The 25,658-nt window shown below is 66.2% G+C and carries 18 protein-coding genes; 1 reads left to right on the top strand and 17 read right to left on the bottom strand.

What is annotated here, in order from left to right; genetic code table 11:
• Positions 1-47: 47 nt before the first annotated feature.
• From GE073_RS06410 to GE073_RS06355, 13 genes are all read right to left on the bottom strand, one after another.
• A complete protein-coding gene (locus GE073_RS06410) occupies positions 48-1,745 on the bottom strand; it encodes a cellulase family glycosylhydrolase (protein ID WP_153783081.1) in 1,698 nt (565 codons plus the stop codon).
• Complete coding sequence (locus GE073_RS06405) at positions 1,742-4,285, bottom strand: beta-mannosidase (protein WP_153783080.1); 2,544 nt, start codon at positions 4,283-4,285, stop codon at positions 1,742-1,744. The genes GE073_RS06410 and GE073_RS06405 overlap by 4 nt, the downstream gene beginning before the upstream one ends.
• Complete coding sequence (locus GE073_RS06400) at positions 4,282-5,346, bottom strand: glycosyl hydrolase (protein ID WP_153783079.1); 1,065 nt, start codon at positions 5,344-5,346, stop codon at positions 4,282-4,284. The genes GE073_RS06405 and GE073_RS06400 overlap by 4 nt, the downstream gene beginning before the upstream one ends.
• Before the next feature lie 58 nt (positions 5,347-5,404).
• Positions 5,405-6,370 (bottom strand): carbohydrate ABC transporter permease, encoded by a 966-nt coding sequence (locus tag GE073_RS06395; protein WP_153784686.1) that lies wholly within the window; start codon positions 6,368-6,370, stop codon positions 5,405-5,407.
• Between the two features lie 81 nt (positions 6,371-6,451).
• Entirely contained in the window at positions 6,452-7,351 is a 900-nt protein-coding gene (locus tag GE073_RS06390; protein WP_153783078.1) for a carbohydrate ABC transporter permease, read from the bottom strand.
• Positions 7,348-9,930: a DUF5696 domain-containing protein gene (locus GE073_RS06385; protein ID WP_228551328.1), complete on the bottom strand. Its 2,583-nt coding sequence runs from the start codon at positions 9,928-9,930 to the stop codon at positions 7,348-7,350. Before GE073_RS06385 ends, GE073_RS06390 begins: the two co-directional genes overlap by 4 nt.
• A 12-nt stretch (positions 9,931-9,942) precedes the next feature.
• Positions 9,943-10,563 carry a Yip1 family protein gene (locus GE073_RS06380; RefSeq protein WP_028600427.1) on the bottom strand — a complete coding sequence of 207 codons (621 nt, stop codon included), beginning with the start codon at positions 10,561-10,563 and terminating at the stop codon, positions 9,943-9,945.
• A gap of 2 nt (positions 10,564-10,565) precedes the next feature.
• On the bottom strand, positions 10,566-12,056 hold the full coding sequence (locus GE073_RS06375) for an NHL repeat-containing protein (protein ID WP_153783077.1): 1,491 nt from the start codon (positions 12,054-12,056) through the stop codon (positions 10,566-10,568).
• An 11-nt stretch (positions 12,057-12,067) separates the two neighbouring features.
• Positions 12,068-12,934, bottom strand: coding sequence for a carbohydrate ABC transporter permease (locus tag GE073_RS06370; protein WP_153783076.1), 867 nt, complete (start codon positions 12,932-12,934; stop codon positions 12,068-12,070).
• A 4-nt stretch (positions 12,935-12,938) separates the two neighbouring features.
• Complete coding sequence (locus GE073_RS06365; protein WP_043111862.1) at positions 12,939-13,844, bottom strand: carbohydrate ABC transporter permease; 906 nt, start codon at positions 13,842-13,844, stop codon at positions 12,939-12,941.
• Positions 13,845-13,859: 15 nt separating this feature from the next.
• Positions 13,860-15,017, bottom strand: a complete 1,158-nt coding sequence (locus tag GE073_RS25340) for an ABC transporter substrate-binding protein (protein WP_267238424.1) — start codon at positions 15,015-15,017, stop codon at positions 13,860-13,862.
• A gap of 130 nt (positions 15,018-15,147) precedes the next feature.
• Entirely contained in the window at positions 15,148-16,800 is a 1,653-nt protein-coding gene (locus tag GE073_RS25335) for a carbohydrate-binding protein (protein WP_228551326.1), read from the bottom strand.
• Positions 16,801-16,864: 64 nt separating this feature from the next.
• Positions 16,865-18,238: an ABC transporter substrate-binding protein gene (locus GE073_RS06355; protein ID WP_153783075.1), complete on the bottom strand. Its 1,374-nt coding sequence runs from the start codon at positions 18,236-18,238 to the stop codon at positions 16,865-16,867.
• Positions 18,239-18,598: 360 nt separating this feature from the next.
• Here GE073_RS06355 and GE073_RS06350 point away from each other — a divergent pair, with 360 nt between their 5' ends.
• The gene (locus GE073_RS06350) at positions 18,599-19,597 is read left to right on the top strand and encodes a LacI family DNA-binding transcriptional regulator (RefSeq protein WP_153783074.1); all 999 of its coding nucleotides are present in this window, start codon (positions 18,599-18,601) and stop codon (positions 19,595-19,597) included.
• Positions 19,598-19,765: 168 nt separating this feature from the next.
• Here the strand turns inward: GE073_RS06350 and GE073_RS06345 are convergent, their stop codons facing one another.
• The 4 genes from GE073_RS06345 to GE073_RS06330 form a co-directional block, all read right to left on the bottom strand.
• A complete protein-coding gene (locus GE073_RS06345; protein ID WP_153783073.1) occupies positions 19,766-21,346 on the bottom strand; it encodes a response regulator transcription factor in 1,581 nt (526 codons plus the stop codon).
• Between the two features lie 86 nt (positions 21,347-21,432).
• A complete protein-coding gene (locus tag GE073_RS06340; protein WP_153783072.1) occupies positions 21,433-22,593 on the bottom strand; it encodes a family 8 glycosyl hydrolase in 1,161 nt (386 codons plus the stop codon).
• A 12-nt stretch (positions 22,594-22,605) separates the two neighbouring features.
• Positions 22,606-23,517 carry a Nif3-like dinuclear metal center hexameric protein gene (locus GE073_RS06335; protein WP_153783071.1) on the bottom strand — a complete coding sequence of 304 codons (912 nt, stop codon included), beginning with the start codon at positions 23,515-23,517 and terminating at the stop codon, positions 22,606-22,608.
• 144 nt (positions 23,518-23,661) lie between these two features.
• On the bottom strand, positions 23,662-25,629 hold the full coding sequence (locus GE073_RS06330; RefSeq protein WP_228551325.1) for an alpha-glucuronidase: 1,968 nt from the start codon (positions 25,627-25,629) through the stop codon (positions 23,662-23,664).
• Positions 25,630-25,658 lie beyond the last annotated feature (29 nt).

Genomic DNA, 25,658 nt, shown 5'->3' with positions numbered 1-25,658 from the left:
ATGCGGGAAGGCGCTTTCTTTGCGAGAGCGGCCGTTCCCCGGCGGGCTCAGCCCGCCTTTCCTTCGATCTTGGAGCCTGCGCGCACGATGCTGTAGCTCAGCACGGCGCCGCTCCCGAAATGCAGGCGAAGCCGGACCTTGCGCCCCTCCTGCAGCGATTCCAGCAGCGGCTTCTTGAGCATGATGTCGCCCGTCGGATAGGAGGGCGCGAACGCCAGGCCGTACTCCTTGAACGGAGTCCACTCGCCAGGCCCCGGCACGCCTCCGTCCTCGTACTCGGCCTCCAGCGTCGACAGCCGCTCGCCGCCAAACGCGACCGGAATCGCCAGCCCCTCGATCGAGCCGGCCGAATCCTGGGCCACGGGCTGCGAGACGACGGCGACAAACACGTCCCAGTCCGCTCCGCCGCTGAACGACAGCGTCAGCCGGGCGGCATCGCCGGCCTGGCCGCCGACGAGCGACGAGAGCAGCGCCGCCGACAGCTTCAGCTGGCCGTCCTCCGCCGTGTAGTCGGCGCCTTCCTTCAGCGTCCGCTCTCCCGCGGCGACCGCCTGCAGCCGGTTGCCGTTCAGATCGAGCTGCAGCACGGCTTCCGCCGCCGGCTCGCCGGCCTGCATGTACACGGTGTCGGGCGACGTCGTGGAGGAGCGGCCGGTCCAGCCGGCGACCATCGTCTCCCGCAGCCGGGCGTCCGACCAGCTGCGCGTCAGGCGGTTGAAATGCTGGCCGTTGTCCCACAGCATCGTCGCGAAGCCTTTCTCGCGGGCGTAGTACGCCAGATGCTCGAAATACTTGAGCTTCTCCCCCTGCTGCACCGTGTCCAGCGACTTGTCGAACCCGAGCAGGCCGAACTCGCCGAGCACGACGGGGATGCCGGCGGGAGAGAAGGTCGCCGCCACGCGGTCGAACGTCTCCTCCAGGTCGCGCCTCGCCCGTTCGTCGAACGTCGTCGCTCCGCCGAGATTGACGCTGAACGGATAGTAGCCGTAATAGTGGATCGTCGCGATCAGCCGCTCGTCCTCCATCTTGCGCATCGTCCGCAGCAGCTCGTCCAGCCTCGCCTGCGACGCGCTGGCCGTCATCGACGAGATGACGAGCGGCCGCCGCGAGTTGCCTCCTCCCGAGCCGCGCACGATTTCATGGAAGGCCACGTTCAGCTCATCGAGCATCGCGAAGTACGCGGGATCGTCCTTGTTCCAGTCGTCCGAGAAGCGCGGCTCGTTGACGCTCTCGAACATCAGCTGCTCGGGATAGCCGCGGAACCGCTCCGCGATCTGCCGCCAGAGCGCCTCGTAGCGGGCCTTCACCTCGTCATGGCGGCTGCCCATGTCCTTGATCCACTCGCCGGAATCATGATGCAGGTTGAGCATGACGAGCAGGTCCGCCTCGAGCGCCCAATCGACGACTTCCTGGATGCGGTCCAGAAAAGCGGGATCGATCCGGTATTCCGGCCCCGGCCCGGTCCGGTGGAACCAGGTGACCGGCAGCCGCAGGCTCCGGTAGCCCTGGCCGGCCACCGCCTCGACGAGATCCTTCGTCGTCCGCGGATTGCCCCATGAAGTCTCGTCTCCGATCGCGTCGAACGTATTGCCCAAATTCCACCCGGGCTGCATGCGCTTCACATAATCGTCCATCGCCATCTCCTTTTCGGGCTTGACCAGCATCGCCGCCAGGACGGCGCAGACGGCCGCAGCGGCCGCCAGTCCCAGCATCGCGGCAGCCCATCGCTTGTGGTATGCCTTCATGAGCCGCCTTCGATCCGGTCCGCCCCGGTGTCCTGCATGGACATCCAGGAGATGCGGCCGGGCCGGGCCGGCTGCCCCGAGGCGCCGTGGAACGACACCATCCTCGGCAGGCCCGGCAGCACGTCGAAGAAATTGTCCGAGAACCGTCCGGCCTGCTCCGCCGTCAGCCGCACCTTCCGCGCCAGCGTATCGGACGAAACGGTCCAGCTTCCGTCCTCCGCCTCGGTGACAGAGATGCGCGGCCGCTCCAGCCGCTGCTGCTTGAGCGGGACGAAATAATGCCACGCCTCCGCAAGCGGCGCCCCTCCGTCCTCTTCGAGGGCGGCGACGAGCACAGCGGAGTCCGCCGGCAGCCCGCCGAGCCAATCCTCGTCCCGAAAAGCCAGCAGGACGGAGGAGCCGGCCTCGTCCAGCCGCACCTCCATGGCCTCGCGGCGCCGCTCCGTGCCGTCGAACTCCAGCAGCCGCAGCGTCAGCCTTCCGCGGACGCCGCCGGGACGGTCGGTCACCGCATGCAGGGACCGCAGCCCTCCGCTCTCGCCGAACGAGAGGAGCGTCTCCCGGAAGCTGCGCTTCGCCTGATACTGGAGCGCTTTCCAATGGCCGAAATAATCGATGCCCGACCAGGAGGCCGCCGGCCAGCAGTCGTTCATCTGCCAGTACAGGCTGCCCATGCAATAAGGCTTGGCGCGCCGGTGGGCCTCCATCGCCTCCTTCATCGCCTCGGCCTGCAGCACCTGGCTCCGATACACGAACGACGGAAAGTCCTTGGGCTCGCTCATGTAAAGGTTCATGAAATGCCGGATCCGCTGGTTGCCGCCGCCATGCTTCTGATGCGCGAGCATCGGCCTCGACTCCAGCTCCAGCTCGCTCTCCTCCGCATAGGTTCGGATCGTCGACAGCTGCGGGAACGACTGGAAGCCGTATTCGCTCACGAACCGTCCGACGTTGCCGCGGAACGCCTCGAACGGCTCCATGCCGTGCCACACGCCCCAGTAATGGGCGTCGCCCTCGCCGGCATCGGCATGCCCGTGCTGGCCGGCGTCGCCGGACAGTCGGGCGAGCGGGGAGGACGGCCAGTACGGCACTCCCGGAGAGAATGCCTCGACCGCCCGGGGCAGCAGGACATGGAACAGCTTCTCGTAGCCGCTCCAGATCGCGCTCCGCTGCTCCGCCGAGAAGCGGCCCTTCCACCCCCAGCCTCCTTGCTCGTCGTACTGCGACCAGGCGGAGTCGATCTCGTTGTTGCCGCACCACAGCACAAGGCTGGGATGACGCCTCAGCCGCTTGAGGTTGTCCTCCGCCTCCACCGCCACGCTTGCGAGGAAGGCGTCGTCGGACGGATACATGCTGCAGGCGAACATGAAGTCCTGCCACACCATCAAGCCATGCTCGTCGCACAGGTCGTAAAACGCCGAGTCCTCGTACAGCCCGCCTCCCCATACCCGCAGCATGTTCATGCCGCATTCCGCGGCCGCCTCGACCTCGGCTCGGTACTTCTCCACCGGCACCTCGGACGGGAAGCTGTCATGCGGGATGTGGTTGGCCCCCTTGGCGAACACCGGCACGCCGTTCAGCTCCAGCACGAAGCGGCTTCCGCGCTCGTCCCGCTCCGTATTCAGACGGACCGTGCGCAGTCCCGTCACGACCGTCGCCTCGTCGATCGGCTCCCCGTCGTCCAGCCGGAGCAGCTCCGCCTTGAAGGCATAGCGTTCGGGCTTCCCGAGGCCGCGGCACCACCAGAGCCGCGGCTGCTCGAGCTCCAGCTCCACCGACAGGACGTCGGTCCCCGGCCGCAGCTCCACCTGCCGCTCCCAGCGGCGCCCGCCCTCGCTGATGCGCAGGACGGCGGCGCATGCGGCCAGCGTGCGCACCTCGACCTGCGCCGTCAGCCGGGCCGTCTGCGCCGTGATCTCGTCCTGGCGGATGAAGAAGTCGGCGATGCGGCTGCCTCTCCAGCCGGCCAGCCGCGCCTCTCGCCAGATTCCGCTCGTGACGAAGCGCGGTCCCCAGTCCCAGCCGTAGTGGTACGGCGCCTTGCGGGCGAACACGCTGATCTTGTCGTCGCCGAGGCCGCCGAGCTCCGACTGGTCGTTGGCCGCGGGCAGGGCGATGCCGAGCGCCCGGAGCTTCGGCAGGTCCTCGCGGACCGGCGAGCGGAAGACGACGCGGAGCACATTGTCCTTTTCCGCCGCGATGCCCTTGACGTCGGCGCTCCAGCGGCGGAACATGTTGTCCGCCGAGAGCACCGGCCTGCCGTTGAGGCTCACGTCCGCATACGTGTCCAGCCCGTCGAACTCCAGCTCGAGGCTCGGCAGCAGCAGCATCTCCGCCGGAACGTCGAACCTCGTCTCGTAGTCCCAGTCCAGCTTGTCGATCCACTGCAGCTCGCGCTCGTTGTCGGAGCCGAACGGATCGGCGATGACGCGGTTGCGCAGCAGGTCGGCATGCACGCAGCCGGGAACGACGGCCGGCATCCATTCGTCGCTGCCGCTCGACTTGAACATCCATTGGCGAAAACGGAGGACGGATGTCGTCATGCCCGCCCTCCCTCCGCCGCGCGGAGCTCGCCGGCGAGCGGATAGGAGGCCAGGTCGGGCAGCTGGTCGCGGGAGAGGGCGAGCGGATGGGCGTAAAAGGCCCGCAGGCGCTCCGCCTCGGTATGCTTGCCGGAGTAGGCGATACGGCCGTCCGCGCCGCCCCGCTCATAGACGTACTCCCCGTACCAGGTGCAGATCCACGCCCAGAGCGCGCCTTCGGCGGCCATCGCGTCGAGGTCCGGCAGCGCGCCATTTTCCGTCATCGCGACGATCTTGTCCTCCGCGGAGAACGACCGGGCGAGCCGGTACCGGCCCGCCTGCGACTCGTGGCTGCGCGCCGGCGGGTAGATGTCCTCGCCGATGATGTCCACCGTCTCGTCGCCCGGGTACCAGTCCGCATGCTGTCCGTTCCACACCCAGATCAGGTTGTGGAGGCCATGCAGGCCGGTCAGCCGCCGGAACATCAGGTTCCATAGGGCGATGCACGCCTCGGGACCGGACGCCCCCCACCAGAACCAGCCGCCGGACGCCTCGTGCAGCGGCCGCCACAGCACCGGCACGCCGGCCTCCTGCAGCCTCGCCAGCTGGGCCGCGATCTCGTCGATGTCCCGCAGGAGCAGCCGGTAGCCGTCGGAGTCCTCGTCGGCCAGCGCCCGCGCCAGATCGAACGTCGTCGCCTTCGTATAGAAGCCGCTGCTCCAGCTCTTGTCCGGCGGCTCGTCGATCAGATCCTGCGGCGCGTTCCAATGCCAGCAGAACGTGACGATGCCTCCGCTCCGCCACCAGTCGATGGCGAGCTCCGTGTCCTTGCCGGACGATCCGCGTTCCGTGCGGGACGGAGAATACTCCATGAAGTCGAACCCGCCGATCGCGGGATAATGCCCCGTCGTCTCGCGGATGAGGTCCAGCTCCGGCGTCGAGGCGACGCCGATCTGCTGGCCGGTCAAGCATCTGCGGCCGTACTGGTCCCTCAGGAAGGCCATGAGCCGCCTGGCGCCGTCGCCGGCGTCGCGATCGGCCATGCCCTGCCCGCCGAACCGGGAGTCGCGTAGCTGTTCCATCGTTCCTTCCTCCTTGCCAAATCTGGATTCGGCTGCCGCCGGCAAGCGCCGGGGCGGGTCAACCGATGATGCCGCTGCGCTCGACGCTCTCGACGAAATAGCGCTGCACGGCGAGATAAAGCAGCACGAGCGGAAGGATCGCGAGCAGGATGCCGGTGTCGATGATCATCGCCACATGGTTCGGATCGGCCTTGACCGCTCCCCCGCCGGCGGACGTGCCCAGCATGCCCGGGATCAGCATGTTCGCCTGCGCGGCGAGCGTGCTGATCTTGGTCGGCATCAGCTTCAGCTCGTTCATGAACAGCGAGGTGAAAAACGTGTCGTTGTACTGCCAGACGAAGCTGAACAGCACGACGGTAATGAGCGGCGGCACCGCGTTCGGCATCATGATGCTGGCGAACGTGCGCAGCCCGCCCGCGCCGTCGATGAGGGCGGCCTCCTCGATCTCCTTGGGCATGCCCTTGAAGAACTGGCGGAAGATGTAGATGAACAGCCCCGCCTTGAGTCCGATCGCCGTCGCCGAGGCGATCAGCGAGGGCCAGTACGTGTTGAGCAGGTTGAAGCCCGGCTTGCCCGTCAGCAGCTGGACGAGGCCGAGCGGGTCGAAGCTGCGGAAGTTCAGGTACATCGGCACCATCAGCGTGCCGGTCGGCACGAGGATCGTCAGGATGACCAGCCCGAACAGGATGCCGCTGCCCGGGAACGGGAAGCGGGCGAAGCCGTATCCGGCGAGGGCGCAGGAGGCCGCCGTCAGCGCCGTCGTCGCCGCGGCGAACAGCAGCGTATTCCCGAGCAGCGGCGCGTAGTCGAGGATCCGGGCCGCCATGCGGATGTTGTCGAGCGTGAAGTGCACGGGAATCATGTAGATCGTCGGGTTGTAGATGTCCGCCTTGTCCTTGAAGGCGATCGACACCTTCATGAGCAGCGGGTAGAGGATGATGAACGAGATTCCCGCAAGCAGCAGGTAGCGGAACAGGACGTACAGCATGTCGGCCGACTTCTTCCCCGCCTTCTGCAGCCGCATGTTCGGGCTCCGGGACGGTTCGGCCGCGGCGGGAGCGGCCTCGGGCATTGCCTGCATCGGTTTCCTCCTCCTTCTATTCGGTCAGTCGTAGTGGACCTTGCGGGACAGCGTCCAGCCGATGACGGCCAGGATGACGCCGACGATGACGGTGTAGATCCACGACATGGCCGCGCTCAAGCCGAAGTTCTGCGTCGTGAACGCCGTCTTGAAGATCGTGTCCGTGACGGCGCTGCCGCTGAAGGAATCGATGATCGTATAGATGACGTTCGTCAGGATGAGCGGGCTCACGAGCGGAAAGGTGATCTTCCAGAACGATTCGTACGCGGTCGCGCCTTCCATCTTGGCGACCTCGTACATCGCCGACGGCACCGACTGGAGCGCGGCGAGGAAGATCAGGATCTGCACGCCGGAGCTCGTGATGATGTCGTAGATGCGCAGGATGGCGCTGACGATATAGTCGGCGAAGGCGTCGGGCAGCCCCGCGTCGCCGAGCAGCATGACCATCGACATCGCGTTGTAGGACGAGCTGGACCCGGCCATCTCGTTCACGGCCGTCGCATCGCCGACGAGGTTGATCAGGCCGGACGCCTCCGCCGCGGAGATCGCGCTCGAGGCGAGGATGACGGGCAGGAAGAACACCGCCCTCGCCAGCGCCCGGCCCCGGAACCTCTGGTTCAGCAGCGTCGCGGAGAACAGGCTGAAGAACAGGATCATCGGCACGTTCAGCGCCATCTCGGCGACCGATTGCGTGAGGATCCGGTTGAACGAGGCGTCGACGAACAGCGCATTCCGGAAATTGTCCAGGCCGACCGACTGCAGCGCGTAGCCGCCCGGCTCGACCGTCAGCTTGCTGAGGCTGAAGCGGATCGACTGCAGCAGGGGAGCCGCGAACAGGAACGCGAAGCCGAGCAGCCAGGGCGCGATGAACGCGAGCCCGAGCAAGGAGCGCTTGCGGGCCAGCGACAGCGGTGCCATTCTCATGAGGCCTTCCCTCCGATCCAGTAGCTTTCGGGCGCGAGCGTCCGCCCGTTCACGGTCTGCGGCTGATCCGAATAGTTGATCAGGAACGTCGTGCCCTTGGCGTAACGCACCTCCACGACCCCGCCGGGATGGCGGACATGCTCGGCGATGACGTCGTTCTGCACCGGCGCGAGCGCCTTGTCGGCTTCGAGATAGAGCGCGGCGGCTTCCTTCAGCCAGAGGCCGCTCTCCGAGGAGAAGCGGGCGTCGAACGAGGTGAACTTCAGCTTGGACGACGGCTCATGCGACAAATAGAAGCGCGGAGCCGCTCCCAGCTCCAGCGAGCGCAGCAGCTGCTTGCGCATATCCTGCTCGTCGGCCAGGTTCCACGCCTGCCCGGCGTAAGGAATGGAGCCGTGGACGACCATCTGGTAGAACGGCACCTCCTCGTCGGTGAGGACGAAGCCGCTGGAGCCCGTCGGCACGTCGACGAGATGGTCGGCGTCCTTCCAGGCGTACGCGTTGCCGCCGACGAGCAGCGTCCGGCCGACGCTGCCGGAGATCTTGCCGAGCTCCCGCTCCACGATCGTCTTGGCCGCCTCCCGCTGCACGACCCGCCCCTCCCGGTAATCCGAGGCGAGCACGTCGCCCAGATCGCGCAAGGCGACTCCGGAGGCGGCGTCCTGCCGCTTGAAGCCGGCGAGGAAGGCGTCCACATAGGAAGGAAGCTTCGTCGGCGACAGCAGGTAGAAGGAGCCGAGCGTCATGTCCATCCGGCTCAGCGCACGGTTGTACGGATACAGCTCCGCCTGCTCGCGGGTGACGAAGCGCGCCGCGTCCGCGGAAGGCTTGAAGCCTCCGTCGTCCCGGTAGATCCGCTGGAAGGCCGTGTCCGGGAACAGCAGGCCGCCCTGGCTCTCCAGCTGCTGGCGCAGCGCCTTGAGGCCGCGCTCTCCCCCGAGGCCGCCCGCGGCCCGGAGCGAGTCCGGGGAGCCGTGCTCGGCGCCGCCGCTGGACCAGCCCTCGTAGCGCATCAGGACGCGGCTCGCGCCGAGCTGCTTCAGCTGCTCGGCGATGCTTCCCGCCTGCTCGAACGTCGTCATCGTCACGAGCGAGCGATACGGCACGCCGAGGAACGACTTCCGCTTGTCGACCGCGCCGAGAATGTCCAGGTAGAAGGGAAGGCTCCCTTGCTCCTGCAGCGGCTGCAGGACGCCGGACGCCTGCAGCTGCGAGCGGTACTCGGCCGCCATCCCGGAATAGCTGGCGGCGTCATGGTCGAGGAAGCCGTAGCGGACCGTGAGGTCTCCCCGATGAAGCCGGTCGTTCAGCAGCTGGATCTCCTGGACCTTGTTGCCGGTGTACAGCTCCAGCACGTCCTCGCCGCGGACGTGGAAGCGGCTGTGGACGAAGTTGTAGCTGTTCTTCTTGCCGCTGATGTCGGCCGCGACGCTCGCGAGCGCGTCGCCCTGCTCGATCGTCGCGAGCCACGCCGCGTTCCCCGCCTTCAGGCCGAACACAGGCATGCGCGCGCTCTGGCTCACCTGGCCGCGCCGCCAGCTGTTGTCGTTCGGGTCCATGCCGTAGATGCGCTGCACGTACTGCTCTTCCTTCACCTTGCCGTTGTTCAGATGGATGAGGCTGCCCGAGCCGTCGGGCACGAGCATGTAGCCCTGCTCCCCGCTGCCGGCCGCGCCGAAAAAAGGAAGCACGTCGAGGCTGCGGATCTGATAGCCGGCGCCCTCCTCCACCCGGCCCATCGGCACGGTCGCCCGCAGCGAGCCGCCGTCCAGGCGGTATTCCAGCGGCACGGTGAAGTTCGGCTTGGTCGAGGCGGCTCCGCCCTCAATGCCGGCGGCAGCGTTGTCGGCCGCGAGATCGTCCGGCGTGTAGCCGGCCTTCTCGAACGCCTCGGTCATCTTGCTCAGCACGAGCGGCTTGGAAACCTGGGCGTCGAGGCGCTCCAGCAGCTCGGGATCGGCCTCGGTCGGATAATAGCGCTTCTCGACGTACTTGGCGGAGGAGCTGTCGAGCTTGGAGAGCACCTTCTCCTCCAGCCGGGCCTTGGTGATGAGCCGAGGCAGCGCGTCGACGCCGAGCGACGTGTCGCCGATCGTATAGACGACCCGCAGGCCGCCCGGAATCGCTTCCGCCTTGAACTGCTTGGAGGAGATGCTCTGGGCGAAGTTCGTATAGGTTTCCAGCGTGCCGACGGAATCGCGGAACGAGACGGACAGCTGCGAGGAGAGCAGCTCCTTCTCGAAGCCCGAAGCCTTGGCGTCGGACTCGCGCTCGGGCGGATTGCTGTACCAGACGTCTCCTTGCCGCTTGTCCTTGACGGCGATCTCGGTCGTCTCCATGTCGTAGTACAAGGAGAGCCGGTCGGATTCGGCCGCCAGGATCATGCCGGGCACGCCGTCCGTGGCGTCGGGCAGAGCCTTCAGCTCCGCTCCCGCCTCCAGCGGCGCGGCGACGTCCGCGTAGGCCGAGGCCGGCACCGCCTTCGCCCCCCGGTCGCCTAGCAGCAGGACGGCGCAGGCGGCCGCGACGCAGACGGCGCCTCCGATCCAGGCCGCCGTTGTTCTCTTCGGTTTTTTCACAGCTGCGCCCCCTTAAGTGCGGAAAGACAATTCCCGGTAGATGTTGACGACGAACTCGATCATCTGCTGCGCCATGCTCGCGACCAGCGTGCCGAGGAAAACGATGATGCCCATGACGGCGACCGTCAGCGCCATCGTCACGATCGTCTTGAGCGCCGTGTATTGATGCACGGTCATCGTGCCGACGAACAGCAGCGCCACGAACCATAGGGAGGCGACGGACAGCATCAGGTAATAGAAGGCCGTCTCCTCCATCACCATGAAGCGGCTGGCGACGGTCATCGGCAGGTAGATCAGCGCCATCGGCACGAGCGCGTAGCCCGTCGCCATGACGATCTCCTTGAATTTCCCTTCCCCGTCCAGAAGCGTCGTGATCGACCAGTTGGAGACGCACCAGAGGAAAAAGGGCACGACGATCGTCAGCAGCTGGACGATGCTGTTGAGCTGCCGGGGATCGTTGTAGTTGACCAGGAATCCGGCATACTGACTCTGCACGATCGTGGAGACGACGACGAGGCCGAGCACGATCAGCGCGATCCGGACGCGGCCGCGGCCGTCATATTTGAGATCCCAATAGCCGTCGAACGGATGCACGATGAGATGCAGCGGAAAAGACAGGTCGCTTCGCTTCATGCTCAGCCCTCCTTCGCTTTCGATGAAGTCCATGGCGGCGGCGGTCCGGCGGACCGTCCGCCGCGCAGCAGCCTGCGCCCGGCCAGCCGCCAGAGCGCGTACGCGGCGACGGCGGCGAGCAGGATCGTCAGCGCCGTGCCGAAGTGCTCCTTCATCACCTCGCGCCGATATCGCTTGAAGGCGACCGAGTAGGAGTCGCGGTCCATGCCGAGCTTGAAGTACGTCATCGCTTCCTTGTTCTTGCGCTCCATCAGCAGCGACTTGCCGATGCCGATGTAGGCGAGGTCGAAGTTGGCGTTCAGCTTCAGCACTTCCTTCCAGGCGGGCACCGCCTGCAGCTCGTCGCCGGTGTAGTGCAGCCCGGCCGCCTTGTTGACGGCGCTGCCGTACCTCGTCGGGGCATACACCTCGATGCTCGCCCGGCCGCGGTCCAGCACGAGCTGCCGGTCGCCGAGCTGCTCGATCGCCGCCGGCGTCTTGACCGTGCCGCGCTGGCTGCCCTTGCCGCCGTAGATGTAGAGCAGATTGCCTTCATGATCGTAGGTGAACACCTTGCCCTGGCTGGAGTCCAGCACGCTGTAGAGGCCGCTCTCGCGCACGTTCACGTCGATCATCCGCGACGGCCCCACCGCCGAGCGATACCGGACGTCCCCGGCTACGTCGAAATAGCCGAAGCGCTTGAGCACGTCATCCCCGGACGGGTTGAGCCGCTTGATCGGCTCGCGCGAGCCGGGGTCGATGTTCGTCGCGAACAGGAAGCCTTTGCCGTCCATGTCGAGATTGGAGAATTCCGTCGGGACGAACAGCACCATCTGGGCTTTCTGCGCCTTGGTCGAGAGCATCCTCCAGAAATATTCCGCATAGTCCGGAGACACCTTGTTCGTGCCGACATAGCCGATGAACGCTCCGCTGCCGTCGAACTGCATGATGCCCTCGAAAATGCCCTTGGCGACGACATAGACGCGTCCGGCCTTGTCGACGGCCACCTTCAGCGGCGTGAAGGCGAATCCGTCGGGCAGGATGTCGGAGCTCGGCTTCTCGATCGTCCGGATGAAGGCTCCGTCGGCGCCGAGCACCACGATCCGGGAATGGCCGGAATCCGCGACATAGAGCTGCTCGGCCTCGTCCACGTACAGGCCCGTCGGATTGTCGAAGCCGTCCGGCTGTCCGTCCCGCTCGAAGCGGTCGATGACGGACTTCACCCGCCAGTCCCCGTCCACGACGACGATCCGGGCGTTCCCGCTGTCGACGATGTAGAGCAGGCCGCGTGCGGATACGGCGATGTCGCTCGGCTCGACGAAGTCGCCGACGCCGAGGTCGGAGCCGCTCACGCTCTTCTCCGGCAAGTAGGCGGCCGGAGCCGGCACCGCGTCGCTCCAGGAGTCGTAATTGTAGCTCTCGTACGGCGCCGACTCGGCGAAGGCCGGGCCGGGAAGGCCGAGCGCCAGCAGCGCCGCCGCCGACAGCGAGAGCAGGCACGCATGGAGTTTCATGGACTTCCCTCCTAATCCTTCATTCCCGAGGTGGCCATCGTCTCGATGATCCGGCTCTGGGAGAAGATGAACATCGTGATCGGCACGCTCATGAGGATGAGCGCGACCGCGGCCGCCGCTCCGGCGCGCGCGATGCCGCCGGCGACGATCTGGCCCGCCGCGAAATGCAGCGACTTGAGCTGCTCGCTGTAGATGAAGCCGTTGCCGTCCGTCCCCCACAAAATCTGGAACTGGAGGATGACGAGCGTCAGCCAGGCCGGCTTGACGTTCGGCATGACGATCGTCCAGAAGATGCGGTATTCGCTCGCGCCGTCGATCTTGGCGGCCTCCAGCAGCGAATCCGGGATCTGCTCCATGAACTGCTTCATCAGGTACAGGCCGAGCGAGTAGGCGAACGCCGGCACGATGACGGCCCAGTACGTGTCGATCAGGCCCAGCCACGACAGGATCATGTAGTTGGGGATGGCCGTTACGGCAGGCGTGAACATCAGGGACAGGACGACGATGCCGAACATCGCCTTCTTGCCGGGAAACTGATGCTTGGCGAGCGGGTACGCCGCCGCCGAGGCGAGCACGACATGGCCGAGGATGCCCGCGCCGGTGATGAAGACGGTGTTGAAGATGTAGCGCGAGAACGGCACCCACGAGTTGCCCATCAGGGCGAACAGGTCGACGAAATTGTTGAGCGTCGGGTTGCGGACGAACAGCGTCGGCGGGAACAGGAAAATCTCGTCCAGCGGCTTGAAGGCGTTGTTGACGGCATAGACGAGCGGCAGGATCATGAAGCAGCCGAACAGCACGAGCAGCGCGAACAGCGAGATCGTGCCTCCGAGCGAGCGGTTCACCCGCTTGCGGCGAAGCGGCAACGAGAAGTTCACGGCCTCACTCACCTACCTTGCGCAGCAGTTTTTGGACGAGCAGGTTGGCTCCCACCATGATCAGGAACAGCACGGTCGCGATGGAGGACGCATAGCCCATCTCGTATCTCGTCGTGCCGAAGTCCATCAGATGCGTGACGATCGTCGCGGCCGCGTTGTTGACGCTCGGGAATCCGGCCAGCGCGATCGAGACGTCCGCCACGGCGAACGCCGTCGTGATCTGGATGACCGCTCCGAACATCAGCTGCGGCCGCATCGACGGCAGCGTGATGAACCACAGCTCCTGCCAGCGGTTGCGGATGCCGTCGACCGCCCCGGCCTCGTACAGCGTGCGGTCGACCGTCTGGAGGCCGGCGATGAACGCGAGGAAGCCGGTGCCGAGGCTCAGCCACAGCTGCACGAGGATGATGATCGGCAGGATGTAGGCTTCCGTCTTGAGCCATTGGATCGGCTCCAGCAGGATGCCGAGCTTCATGAGCATCCCGTTCATGATGCCGTAGCGGTCCCCGGAGAAGATCATCAGCCAGATGAAGAAGACGTTGCCGGATATCGACGGGGCGTAGAAGACGAGCGTCATGAACGCCCGCAGCTTCGGCGACAGCTCGTTGATGATCCAGGCGAATACGAAGCAGGCCATGTAGCTGACCGGGCCCGTGATGACGGCGAACAGCAGCGTGTTTTTCATCGCGATCAGGAAGACGTCGTCCTCAAGGAAGAGGCGCGTATAGTTCTGCCAGCCGATGAACTTGGGAAATTCCAGCATGTTGAAATAGGTGAAGCTGAGTACGATGGATATGAGCACCGGAAGCACGGTGAACACCGAAAAGAGGATCATGTACGGAGCCAGCATCGCATAGGACTGCCGGCTCGTCTTGACTTCCTTCCATTTCATGCTCCACCAGGTCTGCATGATCGCTTCCCTCCTCTAGCGAGGCAATCCGAATTCGCTGCGCTTCGTCCGGATCTCGTCTTGAATGTATTGGACGTAGTCCATGATCGATTCCCGCGCTTCCACGCCGCCGTTCACGGTCTTGTAGAAGGCGTTGAACAGATGGCGTCCGGTGAAGTAGCCGCCCGGAACCTCGGGAACTCCCTTCACCCACTCGAACTGCCGCTTCAGGCTGGCGTAGTCCTCCGCCGGCCAGGGCAGGCTGTCGAGCGCGGCGATGTTGGCGGTCGGATAGCGGGCGGCGGCTCCCATCAGCCCTTCCATCTCGCGGCCGAACTTCGTCTGCGTCTGTTCGCTCGTCCACCACTTCATGAACGTCCACGCCGCGTCCTTGTCCTGCGCCTTGCTCAGCAGGACGACGCCGCTGCCGCCGCTCGGGACGGAGCGGTCGAGCGATCCGCCGGCTCCGGGCGTGCCGGGGATCGGGGCGAAGCCCCACATGCCGCGGATCTCGGGCGCGAAGACGGACAGCTGGTTGTAGGTCGTATAGTCGGCGATGCCGACGGGCATCTGTCCGGTGCGGAACCGGTTGGCGAAGTCGAATTCCTTCTCCAGCTTGTAGTCGGTGTAGAACTCCGTCCACGCCTTGAACGTCTCGATGCCGGTGCGCGAGTCCAGATCGGACTCCCGGCCGCCGTTCCGATAGAACTGGCCGCCGTTCTGATAGAGCAGCGCGGCGTACAGCGAGTTCGGCGGCACGTTCTCCCCCTGCACCGTCCCCTGGACGACGGGCGGCAGGCCGAACTGCATATGGTTCTTGCTCAGCACCGCCAGCATCTCCGAGACGTCCTCCCAGCTCTGCGGCACGCGGAGGCCAAGCTCCTGCAGCACGTCCTTGCGGTAGAAGAGCATGTTGAACGTCTGCGTCTCCGGCAAGGCGTACACCCCGTCGCCATAGCTGTAGGGCACCATCGCGCTCGGGCGGAACCGATCCCGCACGTCCTCGAAGTCGGGGAAGCGGGTCAGATCCTCGGCCGCGTTGCGCATGGCGAAGTTGACGGGCAGGTCGTTGCCGATCTGCATCGCGACGTCCGGACCTTGGCCGGCCAGCGTCGCCGGCAGCAGCGTGCCCATGTTCACCAGCTTCAGGTTCACCCCGATGCCGGTCTCTGCCGTGAACGTCTCGTCGATCATCGCCTTGATCGTATTGGCCTGGTCGCGGCCGCTCCCGATCCATACCGTGACGCTGCGCTGCTCGTCGTCCTTCGATACGTTGCCGATCTGGTTGTAATCGGTGAAGAACGAGCTCAGGAACGTCAGCGCCTCATGCTTCAGCTTCGCGCCGAAGCCCATTCCTTTGCGGGGAAGCTCGACGTCCGCGGAAGCGACGTACAGCTCGTCGATCTGCAGCGGCTGCTCGCGCGCCTTCTGCACCCAGGTGCCGAGACCGCCGGTATTGGTCTTGTAGGCGGCCAGCCGCTTCGGAATCGTATCGGGCTCGTCGATCATCGACTCGAGCTGCTCCGCCATCGTATCCAGCAGCGCCTCCTGGTCGCCCGAGCCTCCCGACAGCTCGACGATGCGGGCGGAGACGGCCTGCAGCCGGTCGCGCTCGGCCTGCAGCGACTCCATCAAGCCGGGAATCTTGCGGTCGACCTGATAGTCGCGGAACGGGTCCGGCGTATTGCCCGTGATCATCAGAATGCTGCGGTACGCCGCGTTGAGGTTGAACAGGCTGTCCTCGACCTCGCGGATGAGCGGAGCGAACTCGCCGAGCGAGGCGGTCAGCCTCAGCGTGCGCGTTCCCTTCTCCAGGTAGAACAGATACGGCTCCTCGCCGCCCGAGCACGTCGATGCGGTAGCCGCTCTTGTAGCGGAACGCCACGTTCTCCATCTCGCGGAACGGCACGACGCCGTCGATGGTCAGCCTGCGGGTCGAGTAGATGCCGCGGACGAAGTTCTGCTTGGACTTGAAGGCGATCCGGTACAGGCCCGTTTCCGGGACGTCGATCTCCCATTCGAGCCATTGATTCGGGATGCGCCAGTTGTAGCCGCCGATCGCGTTGATGCGGATCTTGGAGCTGCTGTACGGCGTGACCGCGGCGCTCGCCCGCTCGCTGACGGGATACAGCGTCGGGGACGACTTCGCGGATGCGGCCTCTCCCTGCACCGTGACCAGCCGGCCGGACGTCGCCGCCCGTCCCGAGCTCTCCTGCTCGGCGATCCACTCGGAATAGGTCGGCGGGGACGGCAGCTGATGCAGCCTGAGCTGGCGGATCACCATCGGCTCGCGCGTCGACTCCAGCCGCAGCGTGTGCGTCCCGGCGGAAAAATAAAACTGGAACGGCTCGTTCTCGTAGCCGTCGGAGTCGGCGAACGGCGCCTCGCTCCACCTAGGCGCCTCGCCCTGGTTCGGCCTCAGGTCGTTGTCCTGGTTGTCCCGCTGCACCTGATCCTGCACATTGTCCCAGATCCGGTCGAACTGCAGGAAGCCCGCCTCCCGGAACGGACGCTCCCCGTCGATGGACAAGGCGCGCTCGATCGCCGAGCTTTTGCCCTCGATCGGGTAGTAGAGCAGGCTGATGCGGTACAAGCCTTCCTCCTTGACGTCGAAGGTCCATTCGGCCGCCCCGGACTCGCCGGTCAGCAGCGAGACGCCGTCCATCCCCTCGTAGTCCTGCAGCTGCCGAAAGCCCTCTCCCTCCCAGCGGCTCGCCTGGGCGGCCTGCAGGACGATCTCTCCGCCCGGCGCCTTGGCTTCCTCGTGCTCCGCCAAATAAGCCGCGTAATGACGCTCGCGCATCGCGGCCGCGCCGTGCTCCGCGGACGGCTCGGCCGCGGCGCTCGTGGCGTCAGGCGGCTGCGCCTGCTCCGCCCGGACAGGGGGCAGGCCGAGCGGCAGCAGCAGCGCCAGGCTCAGCGCCGCCGCGGCCAAGCGGACCGGGGCGTTCTTTTTTCGACGATGGCTGATGTTCACCCGAATCCTCCCTTCACGAAAAAAGGGGAGCGCAAGCTCCCCCGTTGCTGGCCGTTCGATGCGGTCAATTGCCGAGCTTGCCGATGGAAGCCTCGGCCTCCGGCTTGTATTTCTGCGCCGAAGCGGTCACCGATTGGCTGTTCACCAGGATGTCCGTCAGGAACTTGCCGGTCGGGTAGTCCGGATACGCGTCCTCGAGCACGATCTGCCCCTTGCCGTTGATGTTGTCCTTCATCATCATGATGTCTTCCTCATGGTTGTACTGGCCTTCCAGCCATTCCTGCCCCGGGAAGTCCTCGGTCTGGGCGATGTCGAACGTCTCTTCGTAGATCTTGTAGACGAGCTGGGGATCCTTGACCCCTTTCGGAATGAACTTGGCCGCGCTGCCGCTGTCCGCGAAGGTGAACTTGTCGCTGCCGTGAGGGCCGACCGGGAACGGCACGACGCCGAAGTCGAATGGCAGCTCGCTGCTCACCGCCCAGATCGGCGCCGGGAACATCGCGACGTCGCCGTCCTTGAACGTGTTGAACTCCTCGTAGTTCATCCGGTCGCCCGTCTTGTTCTTGACGACGTTCTCGACGTTGTAGAGCTTGTTGACGAATTCGACGGCCTCGATCGTGTTCGGATTCGTGAAGCCCTCCGCTTTGTTCTCGGGGTCGACGAAGGCCCCGCCGTTGGCGGCGACGAAGTTGCGGGCGATGTCGATCGACCAGCCCGAGAAGCCGTACGTGTCGGTCTTGCCGTCGTTGTCCGTGTCCTTGGTCGCCTGCTTGGCGATCTCCAGGAATTTGTCCCAGTTCCACTGTCCGCCGGCGTACAGCTCCTGCAGGTCCGGCAGGCCCAGCTTCTTGAACAGGTCGCGGTTGTAGTGGATGCCGGAGCCGGCCATGCCCGGATTATCGAAGCCGTACTCCTGTCCGGCGATCGCCGGCGTCCGCACCATCAGCTTCTTTTCCTGGTTGATGTCGTCCTCGGGAGAGGTGAACTCGTCGACCTTCAGCAGCTGGCCCTTGAGCGCCGCCGGCAGCGCCGACTTGTATTCCATCTGCATGATGTCGGCGAACGGCTCGCCGGTCAGCACCGTCGCCGTGAACTTCGGCATGTACTCCTCGAACGGAACGTTGACGAACTCGATCTTGACGTTGTATTTCTTCTCGACTTCCGCGATCTTCGCCAGCCGCTCCTTCTCCGAGGCCGTGTTGCCGGCCGGCTTGAGATCCCACCAGGCGGCGAACTTGAGGACGCGTCCGCCCAGGTCAGGCGGAGCCGCCTCCGGCGCCGCCGTCTCAGCCGGAGCCGCGCTGGCGGCCGGCTCGCTGCCCGGCGTCGCGGCCGCTCCGTTCGTCGCCGCTCCGCCTCCGTTGTTGCCGCTGCATGCGGACAGCAGCAGCGTGAGGCTCATCCCCAGCACCAGGCCCATCTTCGGTCTTCTCTTCATCCCGAACCCTCCCAAAATGATTGATGAATGCACGCCATCCTTTTTGAAGCGCTTGCAAACCTCCTGGGACAAAAACGCCTTGTCGGCCCTTTTGTTATCATCCCCTTAGGCTTTGTTATTTTTATTTTCATAACGGATCATAATTCTTAAATTTGGAAAGGTCAAGATAAATTTTGAAAACGCTTTATATGGGTCTGGATTCCGAGTTTTAGACCGTCTGGCCCCCTTGAGGGCAGGAAGCTTTTAGGTTGCGCGAATGCCCTGGCAATGGTATGTTGTTAACATAACAAAATGTTATTTAATCTCGTTTTTATTAGGAGACGGGAGAAGCAGAAGCTGGATAAGGATGAGGATGATACGATGCGGGGCAAAGTGACCATTCAAGAAATCGCAGATCAGACCGGCCTATCGAAATATGCCGTATCGCGGGCGTTGTCGGGCAAGCCGGGCGTCAGCACGCAGACGAGGGAAATGATCTTAAAGACAGCGGGAACGATGGGATATTTCAAGGAGCCGGTCGCCGTTTTCAACGAGCTGGTCGACCTCGACGTGCGGACCTGGTCCGGAACGATCCTGGTGCTGTTCCCCAACGTCCGCCACCAGAACCGCGAATCCTCCTACTGGGGGCCGATCTTCGAAGGCATCTCCGCGAGCCTGAGCAAGAAAAAAATCAATATCCTGACGCTGACGGAGCCGCAGGACGAGTCCATGTTCTCCTTGCTCAATCCGGAAGGAATCATGGGCATCCTGACGATCGGCAACGTCTCGACGTCGACGCTGTTCGACATCCGCAAGCTGAACATTCCGATCGTCATGGTCGATCATCTCGATCCGAGCTTCAACTGCGACACGGTGTTCACCGACAACTTCGCCGGCATGCGGGAGATGATGAACGCGATGATCCATCGCGGGTACCGGAAGTTCCAGTTCATCGGCAACATCAAGGATGCCCACAGCTATCGGGAGCGCTGGCTGGAATTCAACGCCTCCCTGGCCGAAAGCGGCATTCCGCAGGAGCAGCTGCCCGCCCTGCTCGACCACCGGCTGGATGAGTTCTACGCGACGCTCGAGGAGACGTTCGCCTCGCGCGAGCTGCCGGAAGTGTTCGTATGCGCCAACGATTTCTACGTCAACTACACGATCGAGTCGTTCGAGCGGATCGGGATTCCGATCGACGGCAAGGTCGTCTTTACTGGATTCGACAACGTCAGCCCGCCCCCGGCCTGCAAGGCGACCATCAGCGTGAACGAGGAGCTGCTGGGCAAGCGGGCGGTCGACCAGCTGCTGTGGCGGATTCTGAATCCGAGCTCCAGCTATGAACGGAAGCTGCTGCGGGGAGATCTGGTGCTGAAGGACTGACCGGCAGCTGCCGCCGCAGAGCTCCCCAAGCCGAGGAAAGCCAAACAAGGACCGGCCGCCTGTTCGTTCCAGGCTTCCGGTCCTTGCTCTGTCTTCTTTCTTCCGCCCCTCAGGGGCTATCCTGGCCCGATTGTTTCCGGCTTTGTCCTTTTGCGTTGACGCGATCCTTCACCCCGTCTTCAGCTCGTTGCGGTAGGCGGTCGGAGACTTGCCCTCGACCTTTTCGAACTTGCAGATGAAGTAGTCCGGATTGTCGAAGCCGACGCAGCGGGCGATCTCGTACACCCGCTTCTCCGTCTGCCGCAGCAGCAGCTTCGCCTGCTGGATGCGCAGCTGGAGCAGATAGTCGTTGAAGTAGACGCCGTAGCTCTTCTTGAACAGCTGGCCGAGATAGACCGGGTTCAGGTAAAAGCGGGCGGCGATGCTCTTCAGGCTGATCTCCTCGTGGAACCGGCTGTCGATGTACTGCTTGATGCGGGCGATGTCTCCCTTGGCGCCGCTGCTGCGCAGCCGGCTGGTCAGCTCCCGGCTCTCCTCGACGAACGCGGCGAACCGCTCCCGCAAGCCGTCCGGCGACAGCGGCCGGTCGCGCCAGGCGAGCAGCGGCTCGAGCGAGCGCAGCTCCTTCTCGTCGCCGCCGAGCGAGCGGATGGCGGCGATGGCGCCGAAGGCGAAGCGGCTGATCGCGTGATGGACCGCATCGGGCGCGAAGCGCTGCTCCCGGAAGCGCTCGAAGATGCGCCGCACCGCCTCCTGCCGAAGCAGCGGGTCGCCGTCCTCGAGCCGCTCGTTCAGCGCGGCATGCTCGCTCGGATCGAACTCCATCCGCCGCAGCTCCTCGCCCCGCAGCGCGCTGCGGCACAGCGCGCGCCGCTCCGGATAGGCGAACCGGTACTGCATCGCCTCCATCGCCTCCTGGCGAGAGACGCGGAGACCGGCGGCCGACGCGGCCTGGCCGCCCGCATAGACGGTGAACGGCCGCCCGAGCCGGCTGCCGAGCCGGGCGGCCAGCCGCTCGGCCAGCCCTTCGAGCGTCGTGCCGGCATCGGCCGGAGCGAGATGCACGGCGAGGCCGTACAGCCCCGGCCGCGGCCGGTCGACGCAGCTCGGATCATGCTTCAGGCCGAGCGAGGCCGCTGCCGCGGAAATGGCCGCGCCGAGGCTGTCCTCCGCCTCGGCGTCCTCCTCAGCCGGCTCGGCGCTCATGGCCGGGCAGTGCGCCTCGACGAGCAGATAGCCGCAGGCAGCGGACTGCGACACGCCGAGCAGGCGGGCGTACTCCGCTCCCGCCTCCGCCGGCGCGTCGCCGCGCAGCAGCTTGTCGAGCGCGGCGCGGACCGGCGGGACGGCCGCGCCGGGATCGCGGGATTCCTTTTCGATCTGTCCGGCCAGCTCCCGCAGCGCTCCCGTCACCTCGCCGTCGTCGACCGGCTTCAGGATGAAGTCGCGGACGCCGAACTTGATCGCCTGCTGGGCGTAGGCGAAGTCGCCGTAGCCGCTGACGATGATGAACTTGACGCTGTCGTTGCCCTGCTCGCGCACCGAGCGGATCAGCTCCAGCCCGCTCACCTCCGGCATGCGGATGTCGGTGATGACCAGATCCGGCGACAGCTCGCCGATCAGGCGCAGCGCCTCCTCGCCGTCCTCCGCCTCCCCGCATACCTCGAAGCCGCAGTCCTCCCAGTCGATCATCGTCCTCAGTCCTTGCCGCGCATACCCCTCGTCGTCGACCAGCATGACCTTGTGCATGGCAATACCTCCTCCGTAGGAATGGGAATGGGATCCGCCCGGCGGCCTCCCGCCCGAGCTCGGCCGTCGTCTGCCGGCGCGGCCGCTTATGCGCGCTCCGGCATCCAGATCCGGTAGCGCCCGCTCAGCGCCAGCATGGCGAACAGGTACAGGCAGTTGTCGTAATAGCGGCGCTCCCCGGTACGCACCGGCGTCTCCCAGAAGCGGCGCGCCGTCTCCAGCGCCAGCTTTCCTTCCGCGGCCAGCGAGGCGGCGGCGTTGGTCGCGAGCAGGCCGACCGGATGAAGCGATTTTTCCTCGAGCGGCGTGCCGTCGATATGATAGCGCCGGTAGTCTTCCGGCTCCTTGTCCGCGAAGAACGACTGGATGCGGCCGGCAATCGCCGGCTGCTCGGGATCGGCGCGGAACCATTCCCAGTCGAGGCCGATGTTGGCCGCGACGCGGTAGGCGTCGCTGAAAAACTTGCCGTAGCCGCGCTCGTCGTTGGGCGTGCCGTCGTAATGGGCGTATTCCGGCGCCAGCCCCGTCTCGGGATGGCAGGAGAGGCGGATGTACGCCCGGCTCGCCGCCGCGGCCTCCTGCCAGAACGGCCGGTCGGCCGGGTCGGCCCACAGCGCGAACAGCTCGTAGAAATGCGGCAGGTGGTAGGACGGGTCGCTGAACTCGCAGTTCGGAACGAACTTGATCAGCTTGTTGTCCGGGTTCCACATCGGGTCGCCGACGCCGTCCTCGCCTTTGTGGATGCAGACGCTCAGCAGCTCCCGCGCCTTGACGCCGTAGTCGAGCGGATGCTCGCCGTCGCCCCAGCGATGCGAGGCGAACAGCAGCGCGAGCGCATAGTACTCCTCGCCGTCGGGAGCGGGCCCGTTCGAGTTGCGCGTGCCGTCCGGCAGGCAGGACCAGGCGAAGTAGCCGGCTCCCGGTCCTTCTTTCAGATGCATGTACTGCCAGCTCCAGCGCCAGATGCGGTCGAACACATCCTTATGGCCGAGCTGCACGGCCATCATCATGCCGTACGACATGCCCTCGGTGCGCACGTCGAGATTGCCCGTATCGAGCAGGTAGCCCATCCCGTCGTCCGTCTCGTAGTAGATGCGCGTCTCGTCGCCGTCCTCGAACAGCTCTCGCCACGTCTGCGCAAGCCGCGCGGCGATCTCTTCCTCTCCGTAGCCCGCCTCGCGGAATACGCTGCGGTACGTTCCGGTGTGGAACGCTCCAGCCTTCGTGCCCGTGCCCGCTTCCGTCATGTCGATTCCCCCTCAGATGATCTGGATTCCGTCCCGCTCGCTTAAAAAATGGACCGGCACGCCCGGCAGCAGCCTGCCGATCCGCTCCGCCGCCAGCTCCATGCCCGGCTGCTCGCTCGCGGCGTGCCCGACGTACAGCAGCGCGATCCGGCGCCCGAGCCGGACCGCGTCCCGCACGTACTCCGGCGCCTCCCACTCCGGGCCTTCGCCCGCGAGCAGCAGCTCCGCTCCATGCTCCTCGTACAGCCGTGCGGCCAGCTCGCCGCCGCCGCGATAGCCGACCGTGACCGCAACCGTCCGGCACGGATGCGCCAGGTCGCCCGCCGCGCGCACGCCGCTTGCGCCGAGCCGGCGCTTGGCAAGCTCCGCCGCCGCGGCCGCGCTCAGCGGCTCCGGCAGCCGGATGATCGTCGCCTCCGGCAGCGTCCGGATGACGGCGTCCTCCCAGCCGAGCCGGCGCACGAGCCCTGCCGTGATGACGTCCGGCCGCAGCCGGTGCGGGCCGTCATGCCAGCGGCAGACGGCGATGCCGCTCGCCTCGATCCGGCGGCGCTTCGCCTGCGCGGCCTCGCTGGCCGCCGTCCATGCGGCATCCGCTTGGTGGCTGAAGTAGAGCCCTTCATGGGCGACGAGCAGGTTCGCGCCGACGTCCCCGGCCCGCTCCAGCGCGTCCAGCGATGCGGCGAACGAGACGGCGACGCCAGTCAGCGTCCGCTGCGGATCGCCGGCCAGCAGGCCGTCCGCGCCGGCGGACAGAGGCGCGCTGCCGGCTCCGGCGGCCGAGCCGCCTGCTGCCGGATGACCGAGATTGCCCAGGCTGTCGGACCCGGCGGCCGAGCCGCCTGCTGCCGGCTCGCCGAGCCGGGCTTCGTCCAGCTCTAGTTGCAGCAGCCGGCGCACGGCCTCGCCGATCGTCCATGTCATGGGCGGTCCCTCCTTGTGCTCATCTTCACCGCTCGACTTTCGCCGTCGCGGCGCTGCTCAGTGCCGTTTTTACCACCGAGGAGCGCGCTCGCTGCGAAGGTCCAGTCCGTAAATTCAGTCCGTAAATTCAGTCCGTAAATCCAGTCAGTAGATCCTGCGGCCCCGTTCGTCCGGAATGCCGCTCTTGCGCCAGAAGTAGGTGTTGAGTACGTCGCGCCACTCGCGCGCATGCTCCGCCTGGTGGCGGAACCGCTCCAGCGTCTCGCTGTACGCCGGCTCCGGCACATGGCCGCGCAGCGACTCCCAGTCCGCGAGCAGCCCCTGCGCGCGCTCCGCTCCCTCGAAGCGGGAGTCGTAGATATGCTGGATGACCGTCTTGCCCGAGCGCAGCCGATGCGTGTACGGCACATGGTGGAAAAACAGCAGCAGCTCGTCGGGCGTCGTCTCCGGCGACTCGTACAGGCGGGCGACCGGCTCGGCATACTGCGCCGCGTAGCCGGTGCCGCTCGCGGAGCTGCGGTCGACGCCGATGCCGTCGCGGTCGGCGAAGTGGTACGTGCCCCACATCGAATACTCGTAGCCGTCGACGTCCGGGCCGTAATGATGGTTCGGCTTGACCATCCAGCCGACGCCGAGCGGAGCCGTGTACGACTCGTAAATGCTCCAGGACCGCGCCAGCATGCCGCAGACGACGTCGGCCGCCTGCGGGCGGTCGCCGAGCGTCAGCTCCGCCCACTCGCGCGCGATCTGCTCCGCGGACAGCTCCGGCTGCCAGGCGAGGCGCCCGAAGCCGTACAGGTTCGCCTGCGCGAGCAGATGCCCGGTCCAGTTGGCGTCGTCCCCGATGTTGGAGACGGCGGCGAGGCCTCCCGCCGGACGGCCGTGCAGCTCGCCGCTCGCGATCCGCTTCACGGTCGAGCCCTCGCCCTTCAGCCGGGTGTCGAAGTCGAGCGCTTCCTTCCACTGCGGCACGAGGTAGCACAGATGGCGCTGCTGGCCCGTGTACTCCTGCGCGATCTGGAATTCCACCAGCAGGTTCGTGCGCGGCACCGCCCCGATGAGCGGCGACACCGGCTCGCGGACCTGGAAGTCCATCGGGCCGTTCTTCACCTGCAGGAACACGTTGTCCTTGAAACGGCCGTCCAGCGGCTTGAAATGGTCGTACGCCGCGCGCGCCCGATCGGTGCCGCGATCGCGCCAGTCCTGGCGGCAGTCGTAGACGAAGCAGCGCCAGATGATACGGCCGCCATGCGGCGCGAGCGCGTCCGCCAGCATGTTGGCGCCGTCCGCATGGTCGCGGCCGTAGGTGAACGGACCCGGCCGGAACTCGGAGTCGGCCTTGACGAGAAAGCCGCCGAAGTCCGGGATGTGCCGGTAGATGCGGTCCGCCGCCTCGCGCCACCAGCTCCGCACGCCCTCGTCGAGCGGATCGGCCGTGTCCAGGCCGCCGCCCTCGACCGGCGCGGCATAGTTGACGCTCAAGTACAGGGAGATGCCCCAGCCGCGCAGGATGCCGGCCACGGCCGCGACGCTCGGCAGATCCTCCTCGCCGATGAAGCGCGTCTCGCGGGCATGCACGTTGACGTTGTTGATCGAGAGCCCGTTGATTCCGGCCGAGGCGAGCAGGCGGGCGTAGTCGCGGATGCGCGTGCGGTCCGGCACGAACTCCCCGTCCAGGTAAAAGATCGAGCGGCCTGCATAGCCGCGCTCGACGCTGCCGTCGGCGTTGTCCCACTGGTTGACCATGCGCAGCGCGTTGGCCGGCCGCTCGGCGACGTCGAGCCCGGCGAGCGGCGCGCCGGAGCGCAGCAGGCGGCGCAGGTGGAACGCGCCGTACAGCACGCCGGCCGGGCCGGAGCCGGCGACGACGAGCAGGCCGCCGCGCTCGACGAGCCGGTAGCTCTCGCCTGCCGGATCATCCGGCAGGCCGTCCGCGGCATCGGCCGCCTCGGCGCAGCCCGCCGGCGTGCCGAGCACGATGCCGCGTCCGTCCTCGGGCGGCAGGCCCGGCTGCGGCTCCCGGCCGGTCAGGCCGATCGCCGCGGCGCGCAGCTCCGCCAGCGCGGCGGCGATCGGCGCCGCCGGCTCGGGGCGTGGAGGAATTCCATCCACGCCCGAGCCTGCCGCCGGGCGTCGCCGCT

The organism is Paenibacillus sp. B01 (assembly GCF_009649995.1).
Lineage (GTDB): Bacteria > Bacillota > Bacilli > Paenibacillales > Paenibacillaceae > Paenibacillus_O > Paenibacillus_O pasadenensis.
The sequence above is the reverse complement of the archived record's forward strand: the minus strand, read 5'-3'. Positions and strand labels throughout refer to the sequence as shown.